This window comes from Streptomyces sp. NPDC034111, assembly GCF_055575375.1.
Genome location: NZ_JBVIST010000027.1, coordinates 1 through 18,732, shown reverse-complemented (window position 1 = coordinate 18,732; position 18,732 = coordinate 1). Strand labels below are relative to the sequence as shown.

The window sequence follows — 18,732 nt, the reverse complement described above, 5'->3', positions numbered from 1 at the left end:
TGGAGGTTTCAGATGGCGCAGGGATCCGGCGGCTTCGGACGACGGTCGTTGCTTCGGGGCGCGGCGGCGGGTTCCGCGGCCATGGCGCTGCCCGCGCTCTCCTGCGCCGCACCGGCGCAGGCCCGCAGCGGCCGGCCGAGCGCGGACTGGGGCGTGCAGGTCGGGGATGTGACCACGTCCTCGGGGCTGGTGTGGGTGCGGTCCGACCGGCCGGCCCGGATGGTGGTGCAGACCGCGGCGACCGAGTCGTTCCGTAACGCCAGAACCTGGCGCGGTCCGGTGCTCGGCGCGGGCACCGACTTCACCGGCGTCACCTCGCTGCACGGACTGCCGGCCGGTGAGCAGATCCACTACCGGGTGCTGCTGGCCGACCCGGACGACCCCCGGCGCACCGGCGAGCCGGTCGCGGGGACCTTCCGTACGGCCCCCGAGGGGCGGCACGCGGACATCCGGTTCCACTGGTCCGGCGACCTCGCGGGCCAGGGCTGGGGCATCAATCCGGACCACGGCGGCTACCGCATCTACGAGGACATGCGGCGCCGCAATCCGGACTTCTTCCTGTGCAGCGGCGACAACATCTACGCGGACAACCCGATCCCGGACAAGGTGACGTTGCCGGACGGCCGGATCTGGCGGAATGTGACGACCGAGGAGAAGGCGAAGGTCGCCGAGACGCTGGCGGAGTTCCGTGGCGCGTTCCGGTACAACCTGCTGGACGAGAATCTGCGCCGGTTCAACGCCCAGGTGCCGACGATCACGCAGTGGGACGACCACGAGGTGCACAACAACTGGTACCCGGGGCAGCTGCTCGACGACGACAGGTACACGGAGAAGGACGCGGATGTGCTGTCGGCGCGGTCGCTGCGCGCCTTCAGCGAGTACTTCCCGATCCGCACGCTGCGGCCGGACCGGGGCGGCCGGGTCTACCGCGTGGTGCACCACGGTCCGCTGCTCGATGTGTTCGTGCTGGACATGCGCCGCTACCGCGACGCGAATTCACCCGGCCGGCAGACCGACGACCCGCAGGGCATCCTCGGGGCCGAGCAGCTGCGCTGGCTCAAGCGAGAGCTGTCCCGCTCGCGTGCGGTGTGGAAGGTGATCGCCTCCGACATGCCGCTGGGGCTGGTCGTACCGGACGGCAAGACGAATTTCGAGGCGGTGGCACAGGGCGATCCGGGTGCTCCCCTGGGGCGCGAGCTACAACTGGCCGAGCTGCTACGGCACATCAAGCACGCCCGGATCACCGGCACCGTATGGCTGACGACGGACGTTCACTACACCTCGGCGCAGCACTACGCACCGGAGCGGGCCGCGTTCAAGGACTTCGAGCCGTTCTGGGAGTTCGTGTCGGGGCCGCTGAACGCGGGCGGGTTCCAGGCGCTGAAGCTCGATGGAACGTTCGGGCCCGCGCAGCCGTTCATCAAGGCGCCGGACCGTGCGAACACCTCCCCCGCGGAGAGTCCGCAGAACTTCGGCGAGATCGACATCGACGGGGGCAGCGGGGAGCTGACGGTGCGGCTGCGTCAGGAAGGGGGCAAGGTGTTGTTCAGCAAGGTGCTCCAACCGGGACGGGTAGGACAGTAGGGGCCAATGCATCGATTGCACCTTTTACCCGTCGGACACAATGTGTTGGCGATCAGGCAACACCTGTCGGCGAGGCTGGATGCATGACTGAAGCATCCTCTGCCAACTCCGCCCGCCGCCACCACTGGCGGCGGGACGTTGTCGAGCTGGCCGCGCTGTTCACGGCCGTCGCGGTGGCCGACGCGGTCGCCAACACCGTCGCCCACGGCCCCTCCGGGCCGGTGCTGCTGTGCGCCGCGGCGGTGGCCCTGCTGGCCACGGCGGTCTTCCACGTCTGGTGGTCAAGGCGCCACGAAAACGCCCCGCCGCCGACCGATACCGGCGCCACGGCGGCGTCCCTCGCCGAGCGGGCCTCCGGGCCCGGCGGTCAGGAGACGACGCTGTGGCGGATGCGGACCACGGTCCGGGACGAACCGGGCAGCCTGGCCGCGCTGTGCACGGCGCTGGCCGCCCGGCGTGTGGACATACTCAGCCTCCAGACCCACCCGCTGTCCAACGGCACGGTCGACGAGTTCCTGCTGCGCGCCCCCGCCTCGCTGACGCCCGGGGACGTCACCCGTACGGTGGCCGGCGCGGGCGGCCGGCACAGCTGGCTGGAGCGCGCCGATGCACACGACCTCGTCGATGCGCCGACCCGCATGCTGGGCCTGGCCACCCGCACGGCCCTCGATTCCGCCGAACTACCCCTGGCCCTGCGTCAGTTGCTGGGCCGCTGCACGATCCACTCGGTACCGGCCCGCTCGCTGACCGGTCAGCCGCTCGCTGAGAAGGTGCCCGGCGAGGGCGTGCTGGAGGACCATGTGATGAAGTTCCGCGACCCCTCCGGGGGCTCGCTCACCATCGAAAGGCCGCAGTTGCCGTTCACCCCCACCGAGTTCGCGCGGGTCCGCGCGCTGGTCGAGCTGGACGCCCGGCTCGGTCAGCGGGTGCCGCCGCGGCGTGACGTCCTGACGCTGCCGGAGGGCAACGAGATCACCGTCCGCCGGGCCGACACCTCCGACCTGGCCGCGGCCCGCGAGATGCACGACCGCTGCTCGTCGAAGACCCTCGCCCTGCGCTACCACGGCCCGGTCGGTGACGCGGACCGCTACCTGGGGCATCTGCTCAGCCCGCGCTTCGGCCGCACCCTGGCGGTGGAGACCGCGTCCGGCCGGCTGGTGGCGCTCGGCCATCTGCTGTGGGACGGCGAGGAGACCGAGGTGGCGCTGCTGGTCGAGGACGCCTGGCAGCAGCGCGGCATCGGCGCGGAGCTGCTGCGTCGCCTGGTGGCGATGGCGGACGAGGCCGGCTGCGAGAGCATCTACGCCATCACCCAGGCCTCCAACACGGGGATGGTGGCGGCGATGCGCGGCCTCGGGCTGCCGCTCGACTACCAGATAGAGGAGGGCACGCTGGTGATCACGGCCCGCCCGACGGGTCTGTCCGCCCGCCCCGAGCCCCGGGAGAGCGTGCGCATCCAGGACGGCACCGGCCGCCGCTGAGCACCGGACCGCACACCCACCCGAAACCCCATCGGGGAGCGAGACCCACGGCCGGCCGGGCGCAACATCGCCCGGCCGGCCGCGCCCGTTGGAACCGCCCTGGTTGGCCCGCCCCAGTTGGCAATGGCGTCGTAAAGCGACAGGAACGTCCGGCCTATTGATGGTGACGCGGCGGATGATCCGTTGGAGGATGGCCGGTATGCCCAACACCACTACTCCCGCGGGCGGTCCACTGCCCCGCCAGGTCGCTGACGCCTATGTCGACGCCCTCGTCGACCTGGACCCCATCACCGGCACCTTCCTCGGCATCCCCGAGAGCTCCGGCAAGCTCCCCGACTTCTCACCGACGGGCCAGGAAGCCGTGGCCCAGCTCGCCCGTACGACACTGGAGAAGCTCACCGAGGCCGAGACCCGGCCGGGCGCGGACAGCCCCGCCGAGAAGATCTGTGCACGGCTGCTGCGCGAGCGGCTGACCGCCGAGCTCGCGGTGCACGAGGCGGGCGAGGGCCTGCGCACGGTCAGCAACCTCAGCTCGCCGCTGCACCAGGTCCGGGAGGTCTTCACGGTCACCCCCGCCGAGACCGAGGCGGACTGGGCGGCGATCGCCCAGCGGCTGCGGGCCGTACCGGCCGCGCTGGAGGGCTACCGTGCCGCGCTGGACGCCGGCCGCAAGCGCGACCTGCCCGCCGGCCCGCTCCAAGTCGCGACCGTCATCGGTCAGTTGGGCGAGTGGATCGGTACCGACCGCAGCTGGTTCGCGGAGTTCACCGACCCGGGCCCCGAGGCGCTGCGCGCCGAGCTGACCGAGGCCGCCGAGGTGGCCACCGGCGCCCTGGTGGAGCTGCGCGACTGGTTCCGGGACAGCTACGCCCCGGCCATCGAGGGCGCCCCTGACGTGGTGGGCCGGGAGCGCTACGCCCGCCTCTCCCGCTACTACAACGGCGCCGACCTCGACGCGGACGAGGCGTATGCGTACGGCTGGTCCGAATTCCACCGGCTGCTGGCCGAGATGGAGACCGAGGCGCAGAAGGTCCTGCCCGGTGCGAAGACCCCGTGGGAGGCGCTGGCCTGGTGCGATGAGCACGGTGAGGCGGTCGAGGGCGTCGAGGAGACCCGTCAGTGGCTCCAGTCCCTCATGGACGAGGCCATCGAGGCGCTGGACGGCACCCACTTCGAGCTGGCCGAGCGGGTGCGCCGGGTGGAGTCGCGGATCGCGCCGCCCGGCAGCGCCGCCGCGCCGTACTACACCCAGCCGTCGCTGGACTTCTCCCGGCCCGGCCGCACCTGGCTGCCGACCATGGGCGAGACCCGCTTCCCGGCGTACGACCTGGTCTCGACCTGGTACCACGAGGGGGTGCCCGGCCATCACCTCCAGCTGGCGCAGTGGGTCCATGTCGCCGACCGGCTCTCGCGGTACCAGACGACGGTGGGCATCGTCAGCGCCAACGCCGAGGGCTGGGCGCTGTACGCCGAGCGCCTGATGGACGAACTGGGCTTCCTGACGAACGCCGAGCGGCGGCTGGGCTATCTGGACGCGCAGATGATGCGGGCCATCCGGGTCATCATCGACATCGGTATGCACCTGGAGCTGGAGATCCCGGCGGACTCCCCCTTCCACCCGGGTGAACGCTGGACCCCGCGGCTGGCGCACGCGTTCCTGGCGAGCCATTGCAGTCGCCCGGCCGACTTCGTCGAGAGCGAGATCATCCGCTATCAGGGCATGGCCGGGCAGGCGATCGGCTACAAGCTCGGCGAGCGGGTGTGGCTCAAGGGCCGGGAGGCAGCCCGCGCCCGGCACGGCGCGGACTTCGACCTCAAGGCCTGGCACATGGCCGCCCTCTCGCAGGGCTCGCTCGGCCTGGACGATCTGCTGAGCGAGCTGTCGGCGCTCTGACCAGGGCTCCTGGGGCGGCGGCCGGGCGGTCCGGCATGGTGTTGTGGCAGGCCGCCGCCGTCCGTAGGGTCCGCGACATGACCGTGGACCTTGCGGCCGGCCGGCCGCTCCTGCTGTTCTCCGGCGATCCGCTGCGCCCCCGGCGTGCCGATCCGCACTTCGCGGGCGAGGCCGCGGCGGCCCGGTCGGCCGGTGCCGCGACCGCGGTGCTCGACCACGAGGCGCTGCTGTCCGGCGACGCGCCGGCGGCGGTCGTACGGGTGCCGCGCGAGGCCGGACCGGTCTGGTACCGCGGCTGGATGCTGCCCGCCGACCGCTATGCCGCCCTCGCCGGCGCGCTGGCCGCCCGCGGCTGCCGGCTGCTGACCTCGCCCGCCGCCTACCGCACCGCCCATGAACTCCCCGGCTGGTACGAGACCTTCCGCGCGCTCACCCCGCGCAGCGCCTGGCTGCCCTGCGCACCAGGCCGGCCCCCGGGGCGCGCGGCGCTCGCCCGGCTAGCGGCTCCGTTCGCCGGGCCCGGGCGGCGCTGCCCGCTTGTCGTCAAGGACTGGGTGAAGTCCCGTAAGCACGAATGGGAGGAGGCGGCCTATGTCCCGGACGCCTCCGACACCGGACGGCTGGCCTCCGTCGTCGGCCGCTTCGTCGCGCTCCAGGAGGAGTTCCTGACCGGTGGGGTGGTGCTGCGCGCCTTCGAGGACTTCGACCGGACGGTGGGCGAGGCGCGGGTGTGGTGGGTGGACGGTGAGCCGGTGCTGACCGGCCCGCACCCCGACACCCCGGGCCTGCGCCCCCGCCCCGACCTCACTCATGTGGCGCCTGCCGTAAGGGAGTTGGGGGCGCGCTTCGTCACCACGGATCTGGCGCTGCGCCGGGACGGCGTGTGGCGGGTGGTGGAGGCCGGTGACGGTCAGGTCAGCGGGCTGCCCGCGGGCGGGGACCACCGTCCGCTGTTCGAGGCGCTGGTCACGGCGGGCGCAGGCTATCCGCTGACGCTCACCGCCGGCCGGGTGGTGCTGCGCGCCCTGCTGCCGGCCACCGCCGCCCGGGTCGCCGACGGTGAGGCCGCCGGCTACGACTGGATCGACGGCGGGCCGCCCGAGACGACCAAGGGCGGCGCGGGGATCGCCGTGCGCGCCGCCGCGGCCGGCACCTACCGACCCGGCTGGGGCGTCTTCGTGCTGACCGATGCGGCCACCGGCCGGGCCCTGGGCAGCATCGGTTTCCACGGCCCGCCGGACGACACCGGCTTCGTGGAGCTCGGCTATGACCTCTCGCCGTCCGCCCGCGGCGCCGGATGGGCCACCGACGCGACCCGGCTGCTGGCCGGCTGGGCGGCGTCCCGCCCCGAGGTACGGACGGTGTGCGCGCTCACCGAGCCGGAGAATGTCGCCTCGCAGCGGGTGCTGGCACGGGCCGGCTTCCGTTTCGTCGAGGAGCGCGAGGGCCTGCGCGCCTACGAGATCGACGGCACCGCCGGCGCCCCGCCCGTCATCGGGGTCAACGCCGGAAGCCGCCCTCGGAGTTGATGACCTCACCGGTGATCCAGGCCGCCTCGTCGGTGGCGAGCCAGGCGATCAGCCGGGCCGGGTCGTCCGGCGCTCCCCACCGTCCGCCGGGGAAGCACCGGGCGACCCGCTCGTGCAGCTCGCCGTCCGCGTAACCGGTGTCCACGGGGCCCGGGTTGACGGTGTTGACGGTCACCCCGAGGCCGGCGAGGGCGGTGGCGAGGCTACGGGTCGCCGAGGCCAGCGCGCCCTTGGCGAGGCCGTAGGCGATCTCGTCCGGCATGCCGCCGCCCAGGTCCTGGCCGGAGGTCAGCAACACGATCCGCCCGCCGTCCAGTCCCTCGGCGCGCCGGCGGGCGTAGGCCTGGACGAGGAGGATCACCGAGCGGGCGTCGGTCGCCCAGTGGGCGTCGAGCATCGCCGTATCGATCGCGTCAAGGGTGCCGTCGCTTCCGCTGAGCGCATGGTTGGCGACGAGGATGTCCAGCCGGCCGCCGAGCGCGCCGGCTGCGGTGTCCAGGAGCCGGGCGGGGGTGTCGGGCCGGGCCAGATCGGCCGGCCCGTGGGCCACCACCGCGGTGGGGACGGCGGCTTCGCGCACCCCCGCGGCGACCGCTTCCGGACCGCCCGGGTCGGCACCCCAGGGCTGCCCGGCATCGTGCGGCACATGGTGGTGCAGATAGACGCTCGCGCCGTACGCGGCGAGCCGCCGGGCGACGGCGTAGCCGATGCCACTGCGCCGGCTGGCTCCGGTGACGAGCGCGGTACGGCCGAGCAGGGGCAGCGGATCGCGGCGCAGCGCGTCGGCGTCCGCGGCGGGTGGAACGGGCGGCGGGCTTACGGTGGGCGGGCGGTCGTCGGTGGGCGGGTTGCTGTGGTGGGTCATGACGCACCAGCGTCCCCTCGGCCCTGGTCCGTCGTCACCCGGTTTTCGACCCGGCCGCCCCGGCCCTGGGCGGTTCAGCAGCCGCAGTCCCCGGCGCCGACGGGCGCCGTCAGCGGGTCGGCGGGGCGGCGTTGGGTGCCTTCCCAGGTCTCGACCTCGTACCCCTCCCGGATCCAGTACTCGATGCCGCCGAGCATCTCCTTGACGCGGTAGCCGAGCCGGGCCAGTGCCAGGGCGGCGCGGGTGGCGCCGTCACAGCCGGGGCCCCAGCAGTGGACGACGACCGGGACCGCAGGGTCCAGGAGCTCCGCGGCGTCCTCGGGGATCCGGGCGGTGGGCAGATGTACGGCGCCGGGGACATGCCCCTGGTCCCAGGCCGCCGTGCTGCGGGAGTCCACGAGGACGAAGTCCTTCGCGCCGGCCGCGAGGGCGGTGTGTACATCGGCGACGTCGGTGTGGAAGGCGAGACGGGCGGCGAAGTACGCGGCGGCGTCGGCGGGCGCGGCGAGCCCGGTGGCCGGTACGGAACCGGGGACGGCTGCGGGCTGCGCCTTCTGTGTGATCATGGTCGATAATTTACGGTTTGCCACCCGGGCCGAGAAGTGACGATCACCGGTAAAACCCTTGATCCTCCGGTGATTTCACTGCTAGACAGCGGAGATGACCGGTTATTCCCCTGACGCCACCGACTGGCGCATCCTCGACGTCCTCCAGCACAACGGCCGCGCGGGCTACGCCGAGCTGGCCCGCGCCGTCAACATGTCCGCCAGCGCCGTCACCGAACGCGTCCGCCGGCTGGAGGAGGCCGGGGTGATCTCGGGCTACGCGGCGGTGATCGACCCCGAGCGGATCGGGCTGCCGGTCCTGGCCTTCGTACGGCTGCGGTATCCGAACGGCAACTACAAGCCGTTCCACGACCTGCTGGAGAGCACTCCGGAGGTCCTGGAGGCGCACCACGTCACCGGCGACGACTGCTTCGTCCTCAAGGTCGCGGCGCGGTCGATGAAGCATCTGGAGGAGGTGTCCGGCCGGATCGGCGCGCTCGGCTCGGTGACGACCAGCGTCGTCTACTCCTCACCGCTCCCCCGCCGCCCGGTCGGCCGGTGACCCGCGGCGGCCCGCCGCCCCGGGGTACCGCCACGCTCAGCTCGGTACGCGGTGCCGCACCGTCGAGCCCGACCGGTCCTTGACGACCTCCAGTTGGGACGGGATCCGCGCCTTGAGGTCGGCGACATGGCTGACGATCCCGACGCTGCGGTCGCGTTCGCGCAGCGAGTCCAGGACGTCCAGCACCTCGTCGAGGGTCTGTTCGTCCAGGCTGCCGAAGCCCTCGTCGATGAAGAGGGTGTCCAGCCGGGTGCCGCCTGCCTCGTCGGTGACGACATCGGCGAGGCCGAGGGCGAGCGCGAGGGAAGCGAAGAAGGTCTCCCCGCCGGAGAGGCTGGCGGTGTCCCGTTCGTGGCCGGTCCAGGCGTCGATGACATGCAGACCGAGGCCGGAGCGCCGGGCGCCGCCGGACCGTTCGTCGGAGTGCACGAGCGTGTAGCGGCCGGCCGACATCCGCTGGAGCCGGGTGCTGGCGGCGGCCGCGACCTGTTCCAGCCGGGCGGCGAGGACGTACGACTCCAGGCGCATCCGGCGCTCGTTCTCGGGGGAGGTGCCGGCGGCCAGCGCGGCGAGCCGGGCGATGCGGTCGTGGTCGGCGCGCAGCGGGGCCAGTTGGCGGGCGTCGTCCTCGGCGCGGGCGGAGAGCCGGTCGAGCGCGGCGCAGCGTTCCCGGGCCGCGTCCTGTGCCGTCGCGGCGGTGCGCAGCCGCGCCGCGGCCGACTGGTGCGCGGCGTACGCGGCATCCGGATCGGCGGGCGGCAGCGCGGCCGCGGCGCACGCCTCGGGGTCGGCCAGCTCCGCCTCGACCGCGGCCGCTTCGCGCTGCCAGTCGTCGAGCCGCTGCTGCAACGCCCGCCACTCCTCGTCCCGCAGCTGCGCGTCGGCGGCGGCCTGCGGGGTGTCGAAACCGGCCCGGTAGGCGGCGTCGGAGGCCTGGGCGTCGGCCTCCTTGAGCCGCTGGGCGCAGGAGTCGGCGGTACGGGACGCCTCGGCCGCCGAGGCGAGCAGCGCCACCTGCCGCTCCAGTCGTCCGGCCCGCTCGGCCACGCTGGCGCAGTCGCCGCGGGCCCGGTTCAGCTCCTCGTCCAGTGCGTCCCGTTCACGCTCCAGCGCCTCGCGGTGCGAGGTACGGGCGGCGGCCCGGCGTTCGGCCTGCTGCTGCTCGGCGCGCCGCTGTTCGTACTCCCGCTCGGCCCGCCCCAGCGCCTCGCGGGCGGCGTGCAGGTCGGCGCCGAGCCGATGGTCGCGGGCGAGGTCGACACGCAACTCATCGACGTGCGCGGCGAGTTCGGCGGTCGGGGTGTCCCCGGCCGCGGCCGTCGCGGCGGCCAGGGACTCCTTGACCGACTGGCGGTCGGCCTCCGCCCGCTGTCGCGCCTCCTCGGCCCGGCGGTAGGCAGCGAGCGCGGTCTCCTCGGCCGCCCGGTCCACGTGCCCGGCCCCGGCCCTGGCCGGCTCCGGGTGCTCGGTCGCCCCGCACACCGCGCACGCCTGGCCGTCGCGCAGCCCGTCGGCGAGCTCGGCGGCGATCCCGCGCAGCCGCCGCTCCTTGAGGTCGAGCCAGTGCTCATGGGCGGCGGTGGACCGCTCCCTGGCGGTCAGCAACTCCCCTTCTGCGGACCGTACTTCACCGTCCAGCCGGTCGCGTCGGCGGGCCGCCGCGAGCCGTTCCTCGGCCGGTCCGATCCGGCTCCCGAGTTGCTCGGCCCGGATCGCGGCCTCCTGCGCGGTCTCGATGCGCTGCTGGTGGGCGCGGCGGACGCCGTCCCAGGCGGCGAGCCACTCCGCGGCGTCCAGCAGTGTCTGCTCGTCGGCGCGCGCCTCGCGGTCGAGGGCGGCGCGCTCCAGGCCGATGTCGGCGGCCCGCCGCTCGGACCGCCGGGCCGCGGCAAGCGACCCCAGGTCCTCCCTCAGCTTCCGCTCTGCCGCGCCGAGTTGATCGGCACCGGCGGCCGCGAGGTCGGGCGGCAGCGGGCTGCGGTGGTCCCGCTCGGCGCGCTGCGCGGCGTCCAGTTCGCGCCATGCGGCGTCCCGCAGGGCGAGCGCGGGCGCGACCTCCGCGGCCGCGCGGGCCCGCGCCAGCCGCTCCTTGGTGCGCGCCCGCTCCTCGGCGTACGCATCGAGCCGGTCGGCCCGGCGGCGGGCATCCGCATACCGCTGCTGAAGCCGGTCCCGCTCGCGGGCCTCGGCAAGCCGCCCGGCGGCGGTCTGCTCCGCCTCCTCGGCGGCGCGCACCGCGGCCCGGGCGATCGCCAGCCGCTCCCGTGCACCCGCCCGGGCGACGGCGGCCCGGGCCAGCACCGCCTCGGCGAACCCCGGATCGCCCGGCCCGGGTGCGGTCGCACTCTCGGCAGCGGCAGTACGGTCCGCCACGGCCGTCCGGCCCCGCCGGTCCCCGGCCCCGGCCTGCCCCGGAACGGTCGCCGTCACCGTCCCCGTCCTCGCGGCCGCCGTACGACCACGCCCGCCGGCCGCCGCGCCACCGCGCACGGCCGTACCCTGCGCCGCCCGCCCCGTCCGGCCCGCCGCCGCGGCCGACGGGCCGGCGAGATCCGCGAGCCCGTCGAAGTCCGCGCTCTCCCCCGCCGCCTGCGCCATCCGGTGCGCCAGTGCCAGCAACCGTTCGTCGCCCGCGGCGACCTGCTCGGCGGCGGCCTTACGGCGGGCGTGCAACTGCTCCTCGAGCGCGGCGAACCGCCGGGTGTCGAAGAGCCGGCCCAGCAGCCGGGCGCGGGCCTCGGCATCGGCCCGCAGGAAGCGCGCGAAGTCGCCCTGGGGCAGCAGCACGACCTGGCAGAACTGGTCCTTGCTCATACCGAGCAGCGTCGCGATCTCCTCGCCGATCTCCTGGTGCGACCGGCTCAGCGCCTTCCACCGGCCCGCCGCACCGTCCTCGCCCGGCACGAACTCCCGCAGTCGGCTCTGTGCCTTCTCCTTCGTCGTCCCGCTGCCGCGCTTCTTCGGGCGCGGCTGCTCGGGCAGCCGGGTGATCTCCAACCGCCGCTCCCCCACGGTCAGTTCGAGTACGACCTCGGTGAGGGTCTGCGGGTCCGCCAGATCGCTGCGCAGCGCCTGGCCGCTCTGCCGGGCCCCGGGCACCGAGCCGTACAGCGCGAAGCACACCGCGTCCAGGACCGAGGTCTTGCCCGCGCCGGTCGGGCCGTGCAGCAGGAACAGTCCGTCGCGGGTGAGCCGGTCGAAGTCGATGGTCTGGGTGGCGCCGAACGGCCCGAAGGCGGTGAGGGTGAGCCGGTGCAGCCTCATCGCGCCACCTCGGCGGCCATGTCCTGGACGCGTACCTCGTCGAGCGCCGAGCGCAGTGCGGCCCGCTCCTGCTCATCGGCCGCGCGGCCGGCCCGTACGTGTTCCACGAAGTCCTCGGCGATCTCCTGGTCGCTGCGCCCGCGCAGCCGCTGGGCGTACGAGGCCAGTGAGTGAGCGGGCCCCTCGTCCGGGTCGAAGACCAGGCTGAGGATGTGCGGATAGCGCTTCGCGAGCCGAGCCATCGGCTCGTGCGGACGGGCGGAGTCGGTGAGCGTCGCCTCCACCCAGGAGTCCTCGTGCCGGGCCAGCGACGGATCGTCCAGCAGCTGCTCCAGCGGCCCGCGGATACGGGCCAGCGGACGCGGCACCGGGCAGTCCACCCGCTCGGCCCGCACGGCGCCGCCCGCGTCCAGCTCGACGACCCACGACGACTTGCGGTGTGCGGCCTCGGAGAAGGAGTAGGCGAGCGGCGATCCGGAGTAGCGGACCCGCTCGGTGAGGGTCTGGCAGCCGTGCAGATGACCGAGGGCGGCGTAGTCCACCCCGTCGAACACCTCCGCGGGGACGGAGGCGACCCCGCCGACGGTGATATCGCGCTCACTGTCACTGACCGCGCCGCCGGTGACAAAGGCATGCGCCAGCACCACCGAACGCGTCCCGGCCGGACGCTCCGCCAGGTCGGCCCGTACCCGGTCCATCGCCGCCCCGAGCACCGCCGCATGGTCGGCACGCGACGCGCCGAGGGACTCGCGCACCATGGCGGGCTCCAGGTACGGCAGCCCGTAGAGCGCCACCGGTCCGTGCGCATCGGTGAGCACCACGGGGGTGCCGCAGCCGGCCGGGTCGGTCCGCAGATGGATACCGGCCCGCTCCATCAGTCCGGCACCGACGCCCAGGCGGCGGGCGGAGTCATGGTTGCCGGAGATCATGACGGTGGGGACGCCCAGCTCGGCGAGCCGGTGCAGGGCGTCGTCGAAGAGCTCGACGGCGGCGAGCGGCGGCACGGCCCGGTCGTAGACATCGCCCGCGACCAGCACCGCGTCGATCTCCCGGGCGCGCACCGTCTCGACGAGATGATCGAGAAAGGCCCGCTGGGCGGTGAGCATGTTCACACGGTGGAAGGACCGCCCCAGATGCCAGTCGGAGGTGTGCAGAAATCTCACCCAGCTACTCCGACCTGCACGTTTCCCCCTCCGAGAGCCCACGGGCCAGCACCGACCCGGAGCCACCGACCGACCGCACCCAGGCTAGCTGCCGTCAGCACCCCATCCATCACGGCCCTCATCCTCGCACCCGCCACCGGCGTCGGGTGACCGTGCGCGTCGGCCGTGATCCGTGTCGTCGGGGACCGGGCGGTCGAGCGTCGGCGCAATGCGGTCGCCACTCGGCGCGACGCGATCGAGCGTCGGCACGATCAGGCCGTCCGCGGCAAGGCCGGTGCGGTCACGCGGGTTCAGCCCACCTCGACGATGGCGCGCTGCGGCCCGGGGGCTCCCCCGGGCCGCAGCGTCATCTCGGTCACACACAGCTCACGCCGCGCCCGCAATCCGGCCGACGCCACATGAGCCCCAGGGACGCATCAACGGCAAACCATCACCAGGACGACTTGGTGACCCCGGGAAGGAACCCGGCGTGCGCCTGCTCCCGCATGCGCACCCGGGACATGCCGAACTTCCGCAGATGTCCGCGGGGCCGGCCGTCCACACTGTCGCGGTTCCGCACCCGGGTCGCACTGGCGTCGCGCGGCTGGCGCCGCAACTCGGCCTGGGCGGCGGCCCGTTCGTCCTCGGTCGACGAAGGCCGCCGGATGATCTCCTTCAGCTCGGCACGCCGGGCGGCGTACCGCTCGACGATCACCTTGCGCTGCTCATTCTTCGCGATCTTGCTCTGCTTCGCCATCAGACCTTCACCCCTCGTGCGCGGATACGTGCCACTGCGGCCTCGACGCCGATGGCATCGACCGTCTTGATCGCCTTGGTGCTGAGGGTGAGCCGGATGTGACGCCCCTCGCTCGCCAGCCAGTAGCGCTTGCGCTGGATATTCGGGTCGAACCGGCGGGACGTACGACGGTGCGAGTGGGAGATGGTCTTACCGAAGCCCGGCTTGGCGCCGGTCAGTTGGCAATGGGCGGACATGGTGGGGGCTACCTCTCCTCGGTCTGGTTATCGATAATGGAAACCATTCCCATATAGTAACGCCCAACGCCACCGACAAGAACCGTGGGAACGCCCCCGACCGCCTGGCCCCGCGCACGGGCAGCGGGTCGCGCCCCGGTCATCGGCCGGCACGTCGACTTCCGAGAAGAACGCTCAAGGACGCGCAAGGACGCGCAAGGACGCGCAAGAACACTGAACAACGCTGACGCACGACCCGAACTCACAGACAGGAACACCGTCATGAAACCCGGGATCAAGACCTACCCCGTCATCGACGTGGAGATCTCGTCGCAGAGCCGCCCCTTCTACACGGGCACGGCTCGTGTCCTCGACACGGCCGGCCGCGTCGAGCACTTCGAGCGGCGGTACGCCCGGCGCGGGACAGCGTGATGGAGGAGAACCACAGCCTCCCCGTCGTCCTCCCCGTCGTCATCGTCGGCGGACTCCACTCCGAAGCCCGCGAGGAGGTCGTGCAGCGGATACTGCACTCCGTGCGCGGCAGTGTCGCACTGCACCACGACCTGTCCACGGCAGCGGAGGGAACCGTACGGCGCACGGTGCGCGACGCCTCGGGCGAGCTGTCCTCCGGCGAGGCTCCGCTCATCAATGACTGCGCGTGCTGCGCCCTGCGCGAGGACCTGGTGCCCGAACTCCAGCGGCTGGCCGGCAGCGGCCTGAACCGGCTGGCGGTCGTCGAACTCTGGGACTCCGTCGAGCCCAAGGCGATGGCCGAGGTCATCACCTCGCACGGCGGCGAAGCCCTGACGCTCACCAACGTCATGACCGCGGTCGACCCCGCACTCGTACTGCCCTACCTCGCCAATGGCGATGATCTGTCCGAGGCGGGCCTCGCAGCGGCCACCACCGATCAGCGGACCGTCGGGGACACCTGGGCCCGCCAGCTGGAGTACGCCCCCGTGCTCGCGCTCGTCGACAGTCCGGAGGCGGACGACGAGGACCGGGCACTCCTCGCCCAGCTGCATCCGACCGCGCTGCGGGTGTCCGCCGACTCCCGGCAACTCGCCGAGGCCGCCTTCGCCGGATTCGATGCCGAGGCGGCCGCCGCCGCCCAGCACCCGGCCTGCGCGCTACTGCCGCAGGAAGCGGAGGAGTCGGGGGTCTCCACCCTGGTGTGGCACCGCCGCCGCCCCTTCCATCCGGAGCGGCTCTACCAGGCGCTGGAAGATCTGGCGTGTGCCGCGGCCCGCAGCCGGGGCCGCTTCTGGCTCGCCGACCGCCCTGACACCCTGCTGTCCTGGGACGCCGCGGGCGGCGCCCTGTGTGTGGAGAACGCCGGCCCGTGGCTCGCCGCGCTCCCGGACGCCGCCTGGGACATGGTGCCGGCCATGCGCCGAGCGGCCGCCGCCCTCGACTGGCACCCCGAACACGGCGATTGCTGCCAGCACTTGGTCTTCACCGCACCCGGGCTCGACCGTGAAGGCCTGGAGCGGCTGCTCGACTCCTGCCTGCTGACCGAAGCCGAGTTCGCCGGCGGCCGCGAGGCCTGGAAACGCCTTCCGGCCGCGTTCGACGCACTGCTCGAACCCGTCTCCTGATCCCTGCCCCCTATCCCTGACCGCCCTCCTGCTCCCGTCCCTGCCCCCTTCCCCGGCCATCGCTCCGCGCACGACATCCCGACACCGACCGCCCCGCGAAAGGACACCGCCATGGCGCGCCGCCCCGACCCCCGCAAGCCCGTCAAGTCCCGCCCCAATCCGCTGGACACGGCAGGCATCACCTACATCGACTACAAGGACACCGATCTGCTGCGGAAGTTCATCTCGGACCGCGGCAAGATCCGCAGCCGCCGCGTCACCCGTGTCACTGCCCAGCAGCAGCGGCAGCTCGCCCGCGCGATCAAGAACGCACGGGAGATGGCCCTGCTCCCGTACGCGCCACGGTGACGGCCGCCGCTCGGTGACAGGCGCGTCTCGGTGACAGGCGCCCTGCGGGGCGTCGCCTCCCCCCAGCGTGGTTCTACGGTGTCGCCGTGGCCTCGCAGTACTTCTTGATGAGTTCGTAGGACCGCATGCGGTCGCGGAGGTCGTAGACGGGTGTGGTCAGCATCAGTTCGTCTGCTCCGGTCTCACCCACCAGTTGTGCAAGCCGGTGCACGACGGTCTCCGGTGTCCCGACGGCTTGCTGTGCACGGAAGCCGGCCAGCGCCTGGCGCTCCTCTGCCGTGAAGGGGTGGGTGGCCGCGTCCGCGGGTGTGGGGAAGGGGATCTCACTCAGGCCTTTGAGGAGTCCGGCTTTGACGACGTTCATCGGTCCGGCGCGCCACGCGGCTTCTTCCTCCGTCTCGGCACACACCGCCTCCACGCACACCAGCACCCGAGGCCGCTCGCACCAACGGGACGGGGTGAACTCCGCCCGGTAACGTTCCAGCGCCGCAAGGGTGTTGTCCGGCCGGATGTGGTGCGCGATGGCGATCGGCAGGCCGAGTTTCGCGGCGAGAGCGGCACCGGCGGTGCTGGAGGCCAGCAGCCATGGCTCCGGCAGCGTGCCGAGTGCGACTTCATCGACCAGAAAGGACAGGATCGCGGCGACGTCGCCGTGGTACTCCGCATCCGTCGTCGGTCCGGCTCCACGGCGCAGCGCCCGTGCGGTGGCCTCGTCGAACGTGCCGGGGCCGCGGCCGATGCCCAGGTCGACGCGCTCCGGGTGCAGGGCGGCCAGCGTTCCGAACTGCTCCGCCAGCGTGATGGGGGCGTGGTTGGGGGCCAGTACTCCGCCCGATCCGAGACGGATGGCCGAGGTCGAGGCGGCTGCGTGCGCGATCAACACGACTGGTGGGAACGCGCCGATCGCGGGCGAGTGGTGATGCTCGGCGTACCAGACCCGGTGGTAGCCCAGCTGTTCCACTCCCTGTGCGAAGGCCGCGGTGTCGCGCAGGGTCTCCACGGCTCCGGTGCCCGTTTGGACCATCGCGACTTCCAGCGCTGAAAGGGGTACATCGATCATGCCGTCAGCATAGGGATCGAGTGTTCGACGAGGGTGCGGTGATCTTCCTGTTTGCGCCATTCCCCCCACCAGAGCATCAGGCCACTGGCGCGGCAGTACGTTTCATACGCCTCATCCGCCGCTCCCCGTCACGTTCGCCTTCAACCGCTACTTCGGGCCCGCCCACCCGCACGCGACTGCGGCGTCACATTGACCGAAGCAGTCACCCGTTCCTCAACAGGTGGCTCCCCTTCCGCACTGTCGCCGTCGCGTCCGGCGAGCGGGAGCCTTCACGCGTCTATCCGCCCATCCGCCTACTCACCTATTCGCCTATTCGCCAACGTTGCCGTCGGCGAGTTCGCGTGCGATGTCGAGGTGTCCGGTGTGCCGCGCGTACTCCTGGAGAAGATGGAACAGGATCCAGCCCAGCGCGGGCCGTTCCTCTTCCGGCAGTACTTTCCCACCGAGCGTCGCGGCGCGGTCCTCCCATCGTGCTCCGGCAACGATCGCTCGGGAGCGGTCGCACTGTTCCGCGAAGAAGGCCCTGATGTCTTCGAACGTCTCCTCCGGGCCGACCCGCCACCTGCCGCCGCGGCATTCCAGGTCACCCCATGGCTCGCTCACGGTTTCGCCGGAGAATCCCCACTGGAGCCAACGCCTCTCGACATGGGCCAGATGCTTGAGCAGTTCCAGCGGTGCCCAGCCCGAGGGAACTCTGCTGCGGCGCAACTCCTCGTCGGACAGACCGTCGAGCTTGCGCAGCACCGTGCTGCGGTAGAAGTCGAGGTACCCCGCCATAAGTTCGTCCGGAACCGAGAGGGTCATGGGCGGTTCTTCAAGGTTTTCCATAAGACACTCCGCAGGGCCCTGTTTGGTTCGGACGTCGTCATCGCCGAGCATACGAGCGCAGATCAATAGCGCAGATCACTTGAGTACGCGAACCTACTCCTTGCCGGGTAACCGCGCCCATCCCCCGTGCTCCCCACCGACATACCGTCCCCGTATGCCCGAGCAGACCGTACCGACCCCCACCCCCGCCCCGACCGAGTCCAGGTCCCCCTCTTCCTTCCCTGGAGCACGCGGATGCGGCTGCGCCGCGCTCGTCGTCGTACTCGTTCTGGTCGTCCAGCTCGCATGGGGCTCATGGGGGTCGACGGACCTTCCCCGCGTCGCGCCCGAGGACATGGCGCGCCGCGCCTTCCAGCGTTCCCAGGAGGCGTACGACCTCGTGGGGTTCCGGCGCACCGTAGAACCAGGAGTCGAGGACCTCGGCGTCAGCACGGAGAACACGTTCAGCTCCAGCTTCTGCTACGACGGGGGCCTGCTGGGGCTGGAGGACAAGACCGTCGACGGCGCCTACCGGATGAGCCACAGCTGGGCGCTGAACCACGTGCCCGCGAGCCAGGCCGTCTCCGGCCTCCGCCGACTGCACCAACACCTCAAGGACAACGGCTGGGAGGTCACGTCCTACCGTGAGGGCGCGAAGGGTAAGGACTGGGACCTGTTCGTCCAGCGGGACGACGGGGCCGAGCGGATGTCCTTCACCTGGTATGCGGACCGGAAGTACTTCAGGGGCGGCGCCAGCGTGCCTTGCGCCTACGACCCCAAGTGGAAGAACGGCGACGTCGGCCCCTCCGGGGACGACCAAAGGCCACCTACCCTCGGGCCTGCACGGCGGGACTAAGACGTCGTTTCACTTGGTGAGGCGGCGGTAGCCGATGAGGGTCGCTGCTATGCCGACGAAGGCGAGGAAGTGTTCGGCCTTGCGTTCATAGCGGCGGTGCAGGCGGCGGCATCCGGCGAGCCAGGAGACCGTCCTTTCGACGACCCAGCGGTGGCGGCCCAGCCGGGTGGAGGACTCGATGCCCTTGCGGGCGCTGCGGTGACGGATGCCTTTCTTACGGAGCCA

18 protein-coding genes are annotated in these 18,732 nt (G+C 72.5%); 9 read left to right on the top strand and 9 right to left on the bottom strand.

Annotated features, from left to right (window positions below):
• Nucleotides 1–12: 12 nt before the first annotated feature.
• The 4 genes from ACZ55A_RS34900 to ACZ55A_RS34885 all read left to right on the top strand — a co-directional run bounded on the left by ACZ55A_RS34900 (nucleotide 13) and on the right by ACZ55A_RS34885 (nucleotide 6,488).
• Nucleotides 13–1,584, top strand: a complete 1,572-nt coding sequence (locus ACZ55A_RS34900; protein ID WP_468848827.1) for an alkaline phosphatase D family protein — start codon at nucleotides 13–15, stop codon at nucleotides 1,582–1,584.
• An 83-nt stretch (nucleotides 1,585–1,667) separates the two neighbouring features.
• Complete coding sequence (locus ACZ55A_RS34895) at nucleotides 1,668–3,065, top strand: GNAT family N-acetyltransferase (RefSeq protein WP_468848826.1); 1,398 nt, start codon at nucleotides 1,668–1,670, stop codon at nucleotides 3,063–3,065.
• Nucleotides 3,066–3,264: 199 nt separating this feature from the next.
• Nucleotides 3,265–4,959 (top strand): DUF885 domain-containing protein, encoded by a 1,695-nt coding sequence (locus tag ACZ55A_RS34890; RefSeq protein ID WP_468848824.1) that lies wholly within the window; start codon nucleotides 3,265–3,267, stop codon nucleotides 4,957–4,959.
• A gap of 77 nt (nucleotides 4,960–5,036) precedes the next feature.
• Nucleotides 5,037–6,488: a GNAT family N-acetyltransferase gene (locus ACZ55A_RS34885; protein ID WP_468848822.1), complete on the top strand. Its 1,452-nt coding sequence runs from the start codon at nucleotides 5,037–5,039 to the stop codon at nucleotides 6,486–6,488.
• On the opposite strand, the gene ACZ55A_RS34880 is transcribed toward ACZ55A_RS34885, so the two are convergent.
• Nucleotides 6,460–7,353, bottom strand: a complete 894-nt coding sequence (locus ACZ55A_RS34880) for an SDR family oxidoreductase (RefSeq protein WP_468848820.1) — start codon at nucleotides 7,351–7,353, stop codon at nucleotides 6,460–6,462. The genes ACZ55A_RS34885 and ACZ55A_RS34880 overlap by 29 nt on opposite strands.
• Before the next feature lie 74 nt (nucleotides 7,354–7,427).
• Nucleotides 7,428–7,919 (bottom strand): rhodanese-like domain-containing protein, encoded by a 492-nt coding sequence (locus tag ACZ55A_RS34875; RefSeq protein WP_468848818.1) that lies wholly within the window; start codon nucleotides 7,917–7,919, stop codon nucleotides 7,428–7,430.
• A gap of 94 nt (nucleotides 7,920–8,013) precedes the next feature.
• Here ACZ55A_RS34875 and ACZ55A_RS34870 point away from each other — a divergent pair, with 94 nt between their 5' ends.
• A complete protein-coding gene (locus ACZ55A_RS34870) occupies nucleotides 8,014–8,460 on the top strand; it encodes an Lrp/AsnC family transcriptional regulator (protein ID WP_468848817.1) in 447 nt (148 codons plus the stop codon).
• 36 nt (nucleotides 8,461–8,496) lie between these two features.
• Here the strand turns inward: ACZ55A_RS34870 and ACZ55A_RS34865 are convergent, their stop codons facing one another.
• The 4 genes from ACZ55A_RS34865 to rpmB form a co-directional block, all read right to left on the bottom strand.
• A complete protein-coding gene (locus tag ACZ55A_RS34865; protein ID WP_468848815.1) occupies nucleotides 8,497–11,724 on the bottom strand; it encodes an AAA family ATPase in 3,228 nt (1,075 codons plus the stop codon).
• Nucleotides 11,721–12,887: an exonuclease SbcCD subunit D gene (locus ACZ55A_RS34860; RefSeq protein ID WP_468848813.1), complete on the bottom strand. Its 1,167-nt coding sequence runs from the start codon at nucleotides 12,885–12,887 to the stop codon at nucleotides 11,721–11,723. Before ACZ55A_RS34860 ends, ACZ55A_RS34865 begins: the two co-directional genes overlap by 4 nt.
• A gap of 430 nt (nucleotides 12,888–13,317) precedes the next feature.
• Nucleotides 13,318–13,623 (bottom strand): 30S ribosomal protein S14, encoded by a 306-nt coding sequence (rpsN, locus tag ACZ55A_RS34855; protein ID WP_444478148.1) that lies wholly within the window; start codon nucleotides 13,621–13,623, stop codon nucleotides 13,318–13,320.
• Nucleotides 13,623–13,859, bottom strand: a complete 237-nt coding sequence (rpmB, locus tag ACZ55A_RS34850) for a 50S ribosomal protein L28 (protein ID WP_457692315.1) — start codon at nucleotides 13,857–13,859, stop codon at nucleotides 13,623–13,625. The genes rpsN and rpmB overlap by 1 nt, the downstream gene beginning before the upstream one ends.
• A 213-nt stretch (nucleotides 13,860–14,072) precedes the next feature.
• On the opposite strand from rpmB, the gene rpmE reads away from it, so the two are divergent.
• The 3 genes from rpmE (at nucleotide 14,073) to rpsR (ending at nucleotide 15,784) form a co-directional block, all read left to right on the top strand.
• Nucleotides 14,073–14,270 carry a 50S ribosomal protein L31 gene (gene rpmE / locus ACZ55A_RS34845; RefSeq protein ID WP_468848949.1) on the top strand — a complete coding sequence of 66 codons (198 nt, stop codon included), beginning with the start codon at nucleotides 14,073–14,075 and terminating at the stop codon, nucleotides 14,268–14,270.
• Complete coding sequence (locus tag ACZ55A_RS34840; protein WP_468848811.1) at nucleotides 14,270–15,436, top strand: CobW family GTP-binding protein; 1,167 nt, start codon at nucleotides 14,270–14,272, stop codon at nucleotides 15,434–15,436. Before rpmE ends, ACZ55A_RS34840 begins: the two co-directional genes overlap by 1 nt.
• A 111-nt stretch (nucleotides 15,437–15,547) precedes the next feature.
• The gene (rpsR, locus tag ACZ55A_RS34835) at nucleotides 15,548–15,784 is read left to right on the top strand and encodes a 30S ribosomal protein S18 (RefSeq protein ID WP_468848809.1); all 237 of its coding nucleotides are present in this window, start codon (nucleotides 15,548–15,550) and stop codon (nucleotides 15,782–15,784) included.
• A 73-nt stretch (nucleotides 15,785–15,857) separates the two neighbouring features.
• Here rpsR and ACZ55A_RS34830 read toward each other — a convergent pair whose 3' ends face one another.
• Together ACZ55A_RS34830 and ACZ55A_RS34825 are read right to left on the bottom strand one after the other, a co-directional pair.
• A complete protein-coding gene (locus tag ACZ55A_RS34830; protein WP_468848807.1) occupies nucleotides 15,858–16,844 on the bottom strand; it encodes an LLM class flavin-dependent oxidoreductase in 987 nt (328 codons plus the stop codon).
• A gap of 309 nt (nucleotides 16,845–17,153) precedes the next feature.
• The gene (locus tag ACZ55A_RS34825; protein ID WP_468848805.1) at nucleotides 17,154–17,648 is read right to left on the bottom strand and encodes a DinB family protein; all 495 of its coding nucleotides are present in this window, start codon (nucleotides 17,646–17,648) and stop codon (nucleotides 17,154–17,156) included.
• Nucleotides 17,649–17,826: 178 nt separating this feature from the next.
• Here ACZ55A_RS34825 and ACZ55A_RS34820 point away from each other — a divergent pair, with 178 nt between their 5' ends.
• The gene (locus tag ACZ55A_RS34820; RefSeq protein WP_468848804.1) at nucleotides 17,827–18,507 is read left to right on the top strand and encodes a hypothetical protein; all 681 of its coding nucleotides are present in this window, start codon (nucleotides 17,827–17,829) and stop codon (nucleotides 18,505–18,507) included.
• A 9-nt stretch (nucleotides 18,508–18,516) separates the two neighbouring features.
• Here ACZ55A_RS34820 and ACZ55A_RS34815 read toward each other — a convergent pair.
• Nucleotides 18,517–18,732: transposase (locus tag ACZ55A_RS34815; RefSeq protein ID WP_468848802.1), on the bottom strand; the 216-nt coding region annotated here is incomplete at its 5' end.

What these genes read in the sequence shown, in the direction of transcription:
- ACZ55A_RS34880 (WP_468848820.1), bottom strand. Translation starts at nt 7,353, where the DNA reads ATGACCCACCACAGCAACCCGCCCACCGACGACCGCCCGCCCACCGTA.
- rpsR (WP_468848809.1), top strand. Translation starts at nt 15,548, where the DNA reads ATGGCGCGCCGCCCCGACCCCCGCAAGCCCGTCAAGTCCCGCCCCAAT.
- ACZ55A_RS34865 (WP_468848815.1), bottom strand. Translation starts at nt 11,724, where the DNA reads ATGAGGCTGCACCGGCTCACCCTCACCGCCTTCGGGCCGTTCGGCGCC.
- ACZ55A_RS34900 (WP_468848827.1), top strand. Translation starts at nt 13, where the DNA reads ATGGCGCAGGGATCCGGCGGCTTCGGACGACGGTCGTTGCTTCGGGGC.
- ACZ55A_RS34890 (WP_468848824.1), top strand. Translation starts at nt 3,265, where the DNA reads ATGCCCAACACCACTACTCCCGCGGGCGGTCCACTGCCCCGCCAGGTC.
- ACZ55A_RS34885 (WP_468848822.1), top strand. Translation starts at nt 5,037, where the DNA reads ATGACCGTGGACCTTGCGGCCGGCCGGCCGCTCCTGCTGTTCTCCGGC.
- ACZ55A_RS34840 (WP_468848811.1), top strand. Translation starts at nt 14,270, where the DNA reads ATGGAGGAGAACCACAGCCTCCCCGTCGTCCTCCCCGTCGTCATCGTC.
- ACZ55A_RS34825 (WP_468848805.1), bottom strand. Translation starts at nt 17,648, where the DNA reads ATGACCCTCTCGGTTCCGGACGAACTTATGGCGGGGTACCTCGACTTC.
- rpmB (WP_457692315.1), bottom strand. Translation starts at nt 13,859, where the DNA reads ATGTCCGCCCATTGCCAACTGACCGGCGCCAAGCCGGGCTTCGGTAAG.
- ACZ55A_RS34895 (WP_468848826.1), top strand. Translation starts at nt 1,668, where the DNA reads ATGACTGAAGCATCCTCTGCCAACTCCGCCCGCCGCCACCACTGGCGG.
- ACZ55A_RS34830 (WP_468848807.1), bottom strand. Translation starts at nt 16,844, where the DNA reads ATGATCGATGTACCCCTTTCAGCGCTGGAAGTCGCGATGGTCCAAACG.
- ACZ55A_RS34820 (WP_468848804.1), top strand. Translation starts at nt 17,827, where the DNA reads ATGCCCGAGCAGACCGTACCGACCCCCACCCCCGCCCCGACCGAGTCC.
- rpsN (WP_444478148.1), bottom strand. Translation starts at nt 13,623, where the DNA reads ATGGCGAAGCAGAGCAAGATCGCGAAGAATGAGCAGCGCAAGGTGATC.
- ACZ55A_RS34875 (WP_468848818.1), bottom strand. Translation starts at nt 7,919, where the DNA reads ATGATCACACAGAAGGCGCAGCCCGCAGCCGTCCCCGGTTCCGTACCG.
- ACZ55A_RS34870 (WP_468848817.1), top strand. Translation starts at nt 8,014, where the DNA reads ATGACCGGTTATTCCCCTGACGCCACCGACTGGCGCATCCTCGACGTC.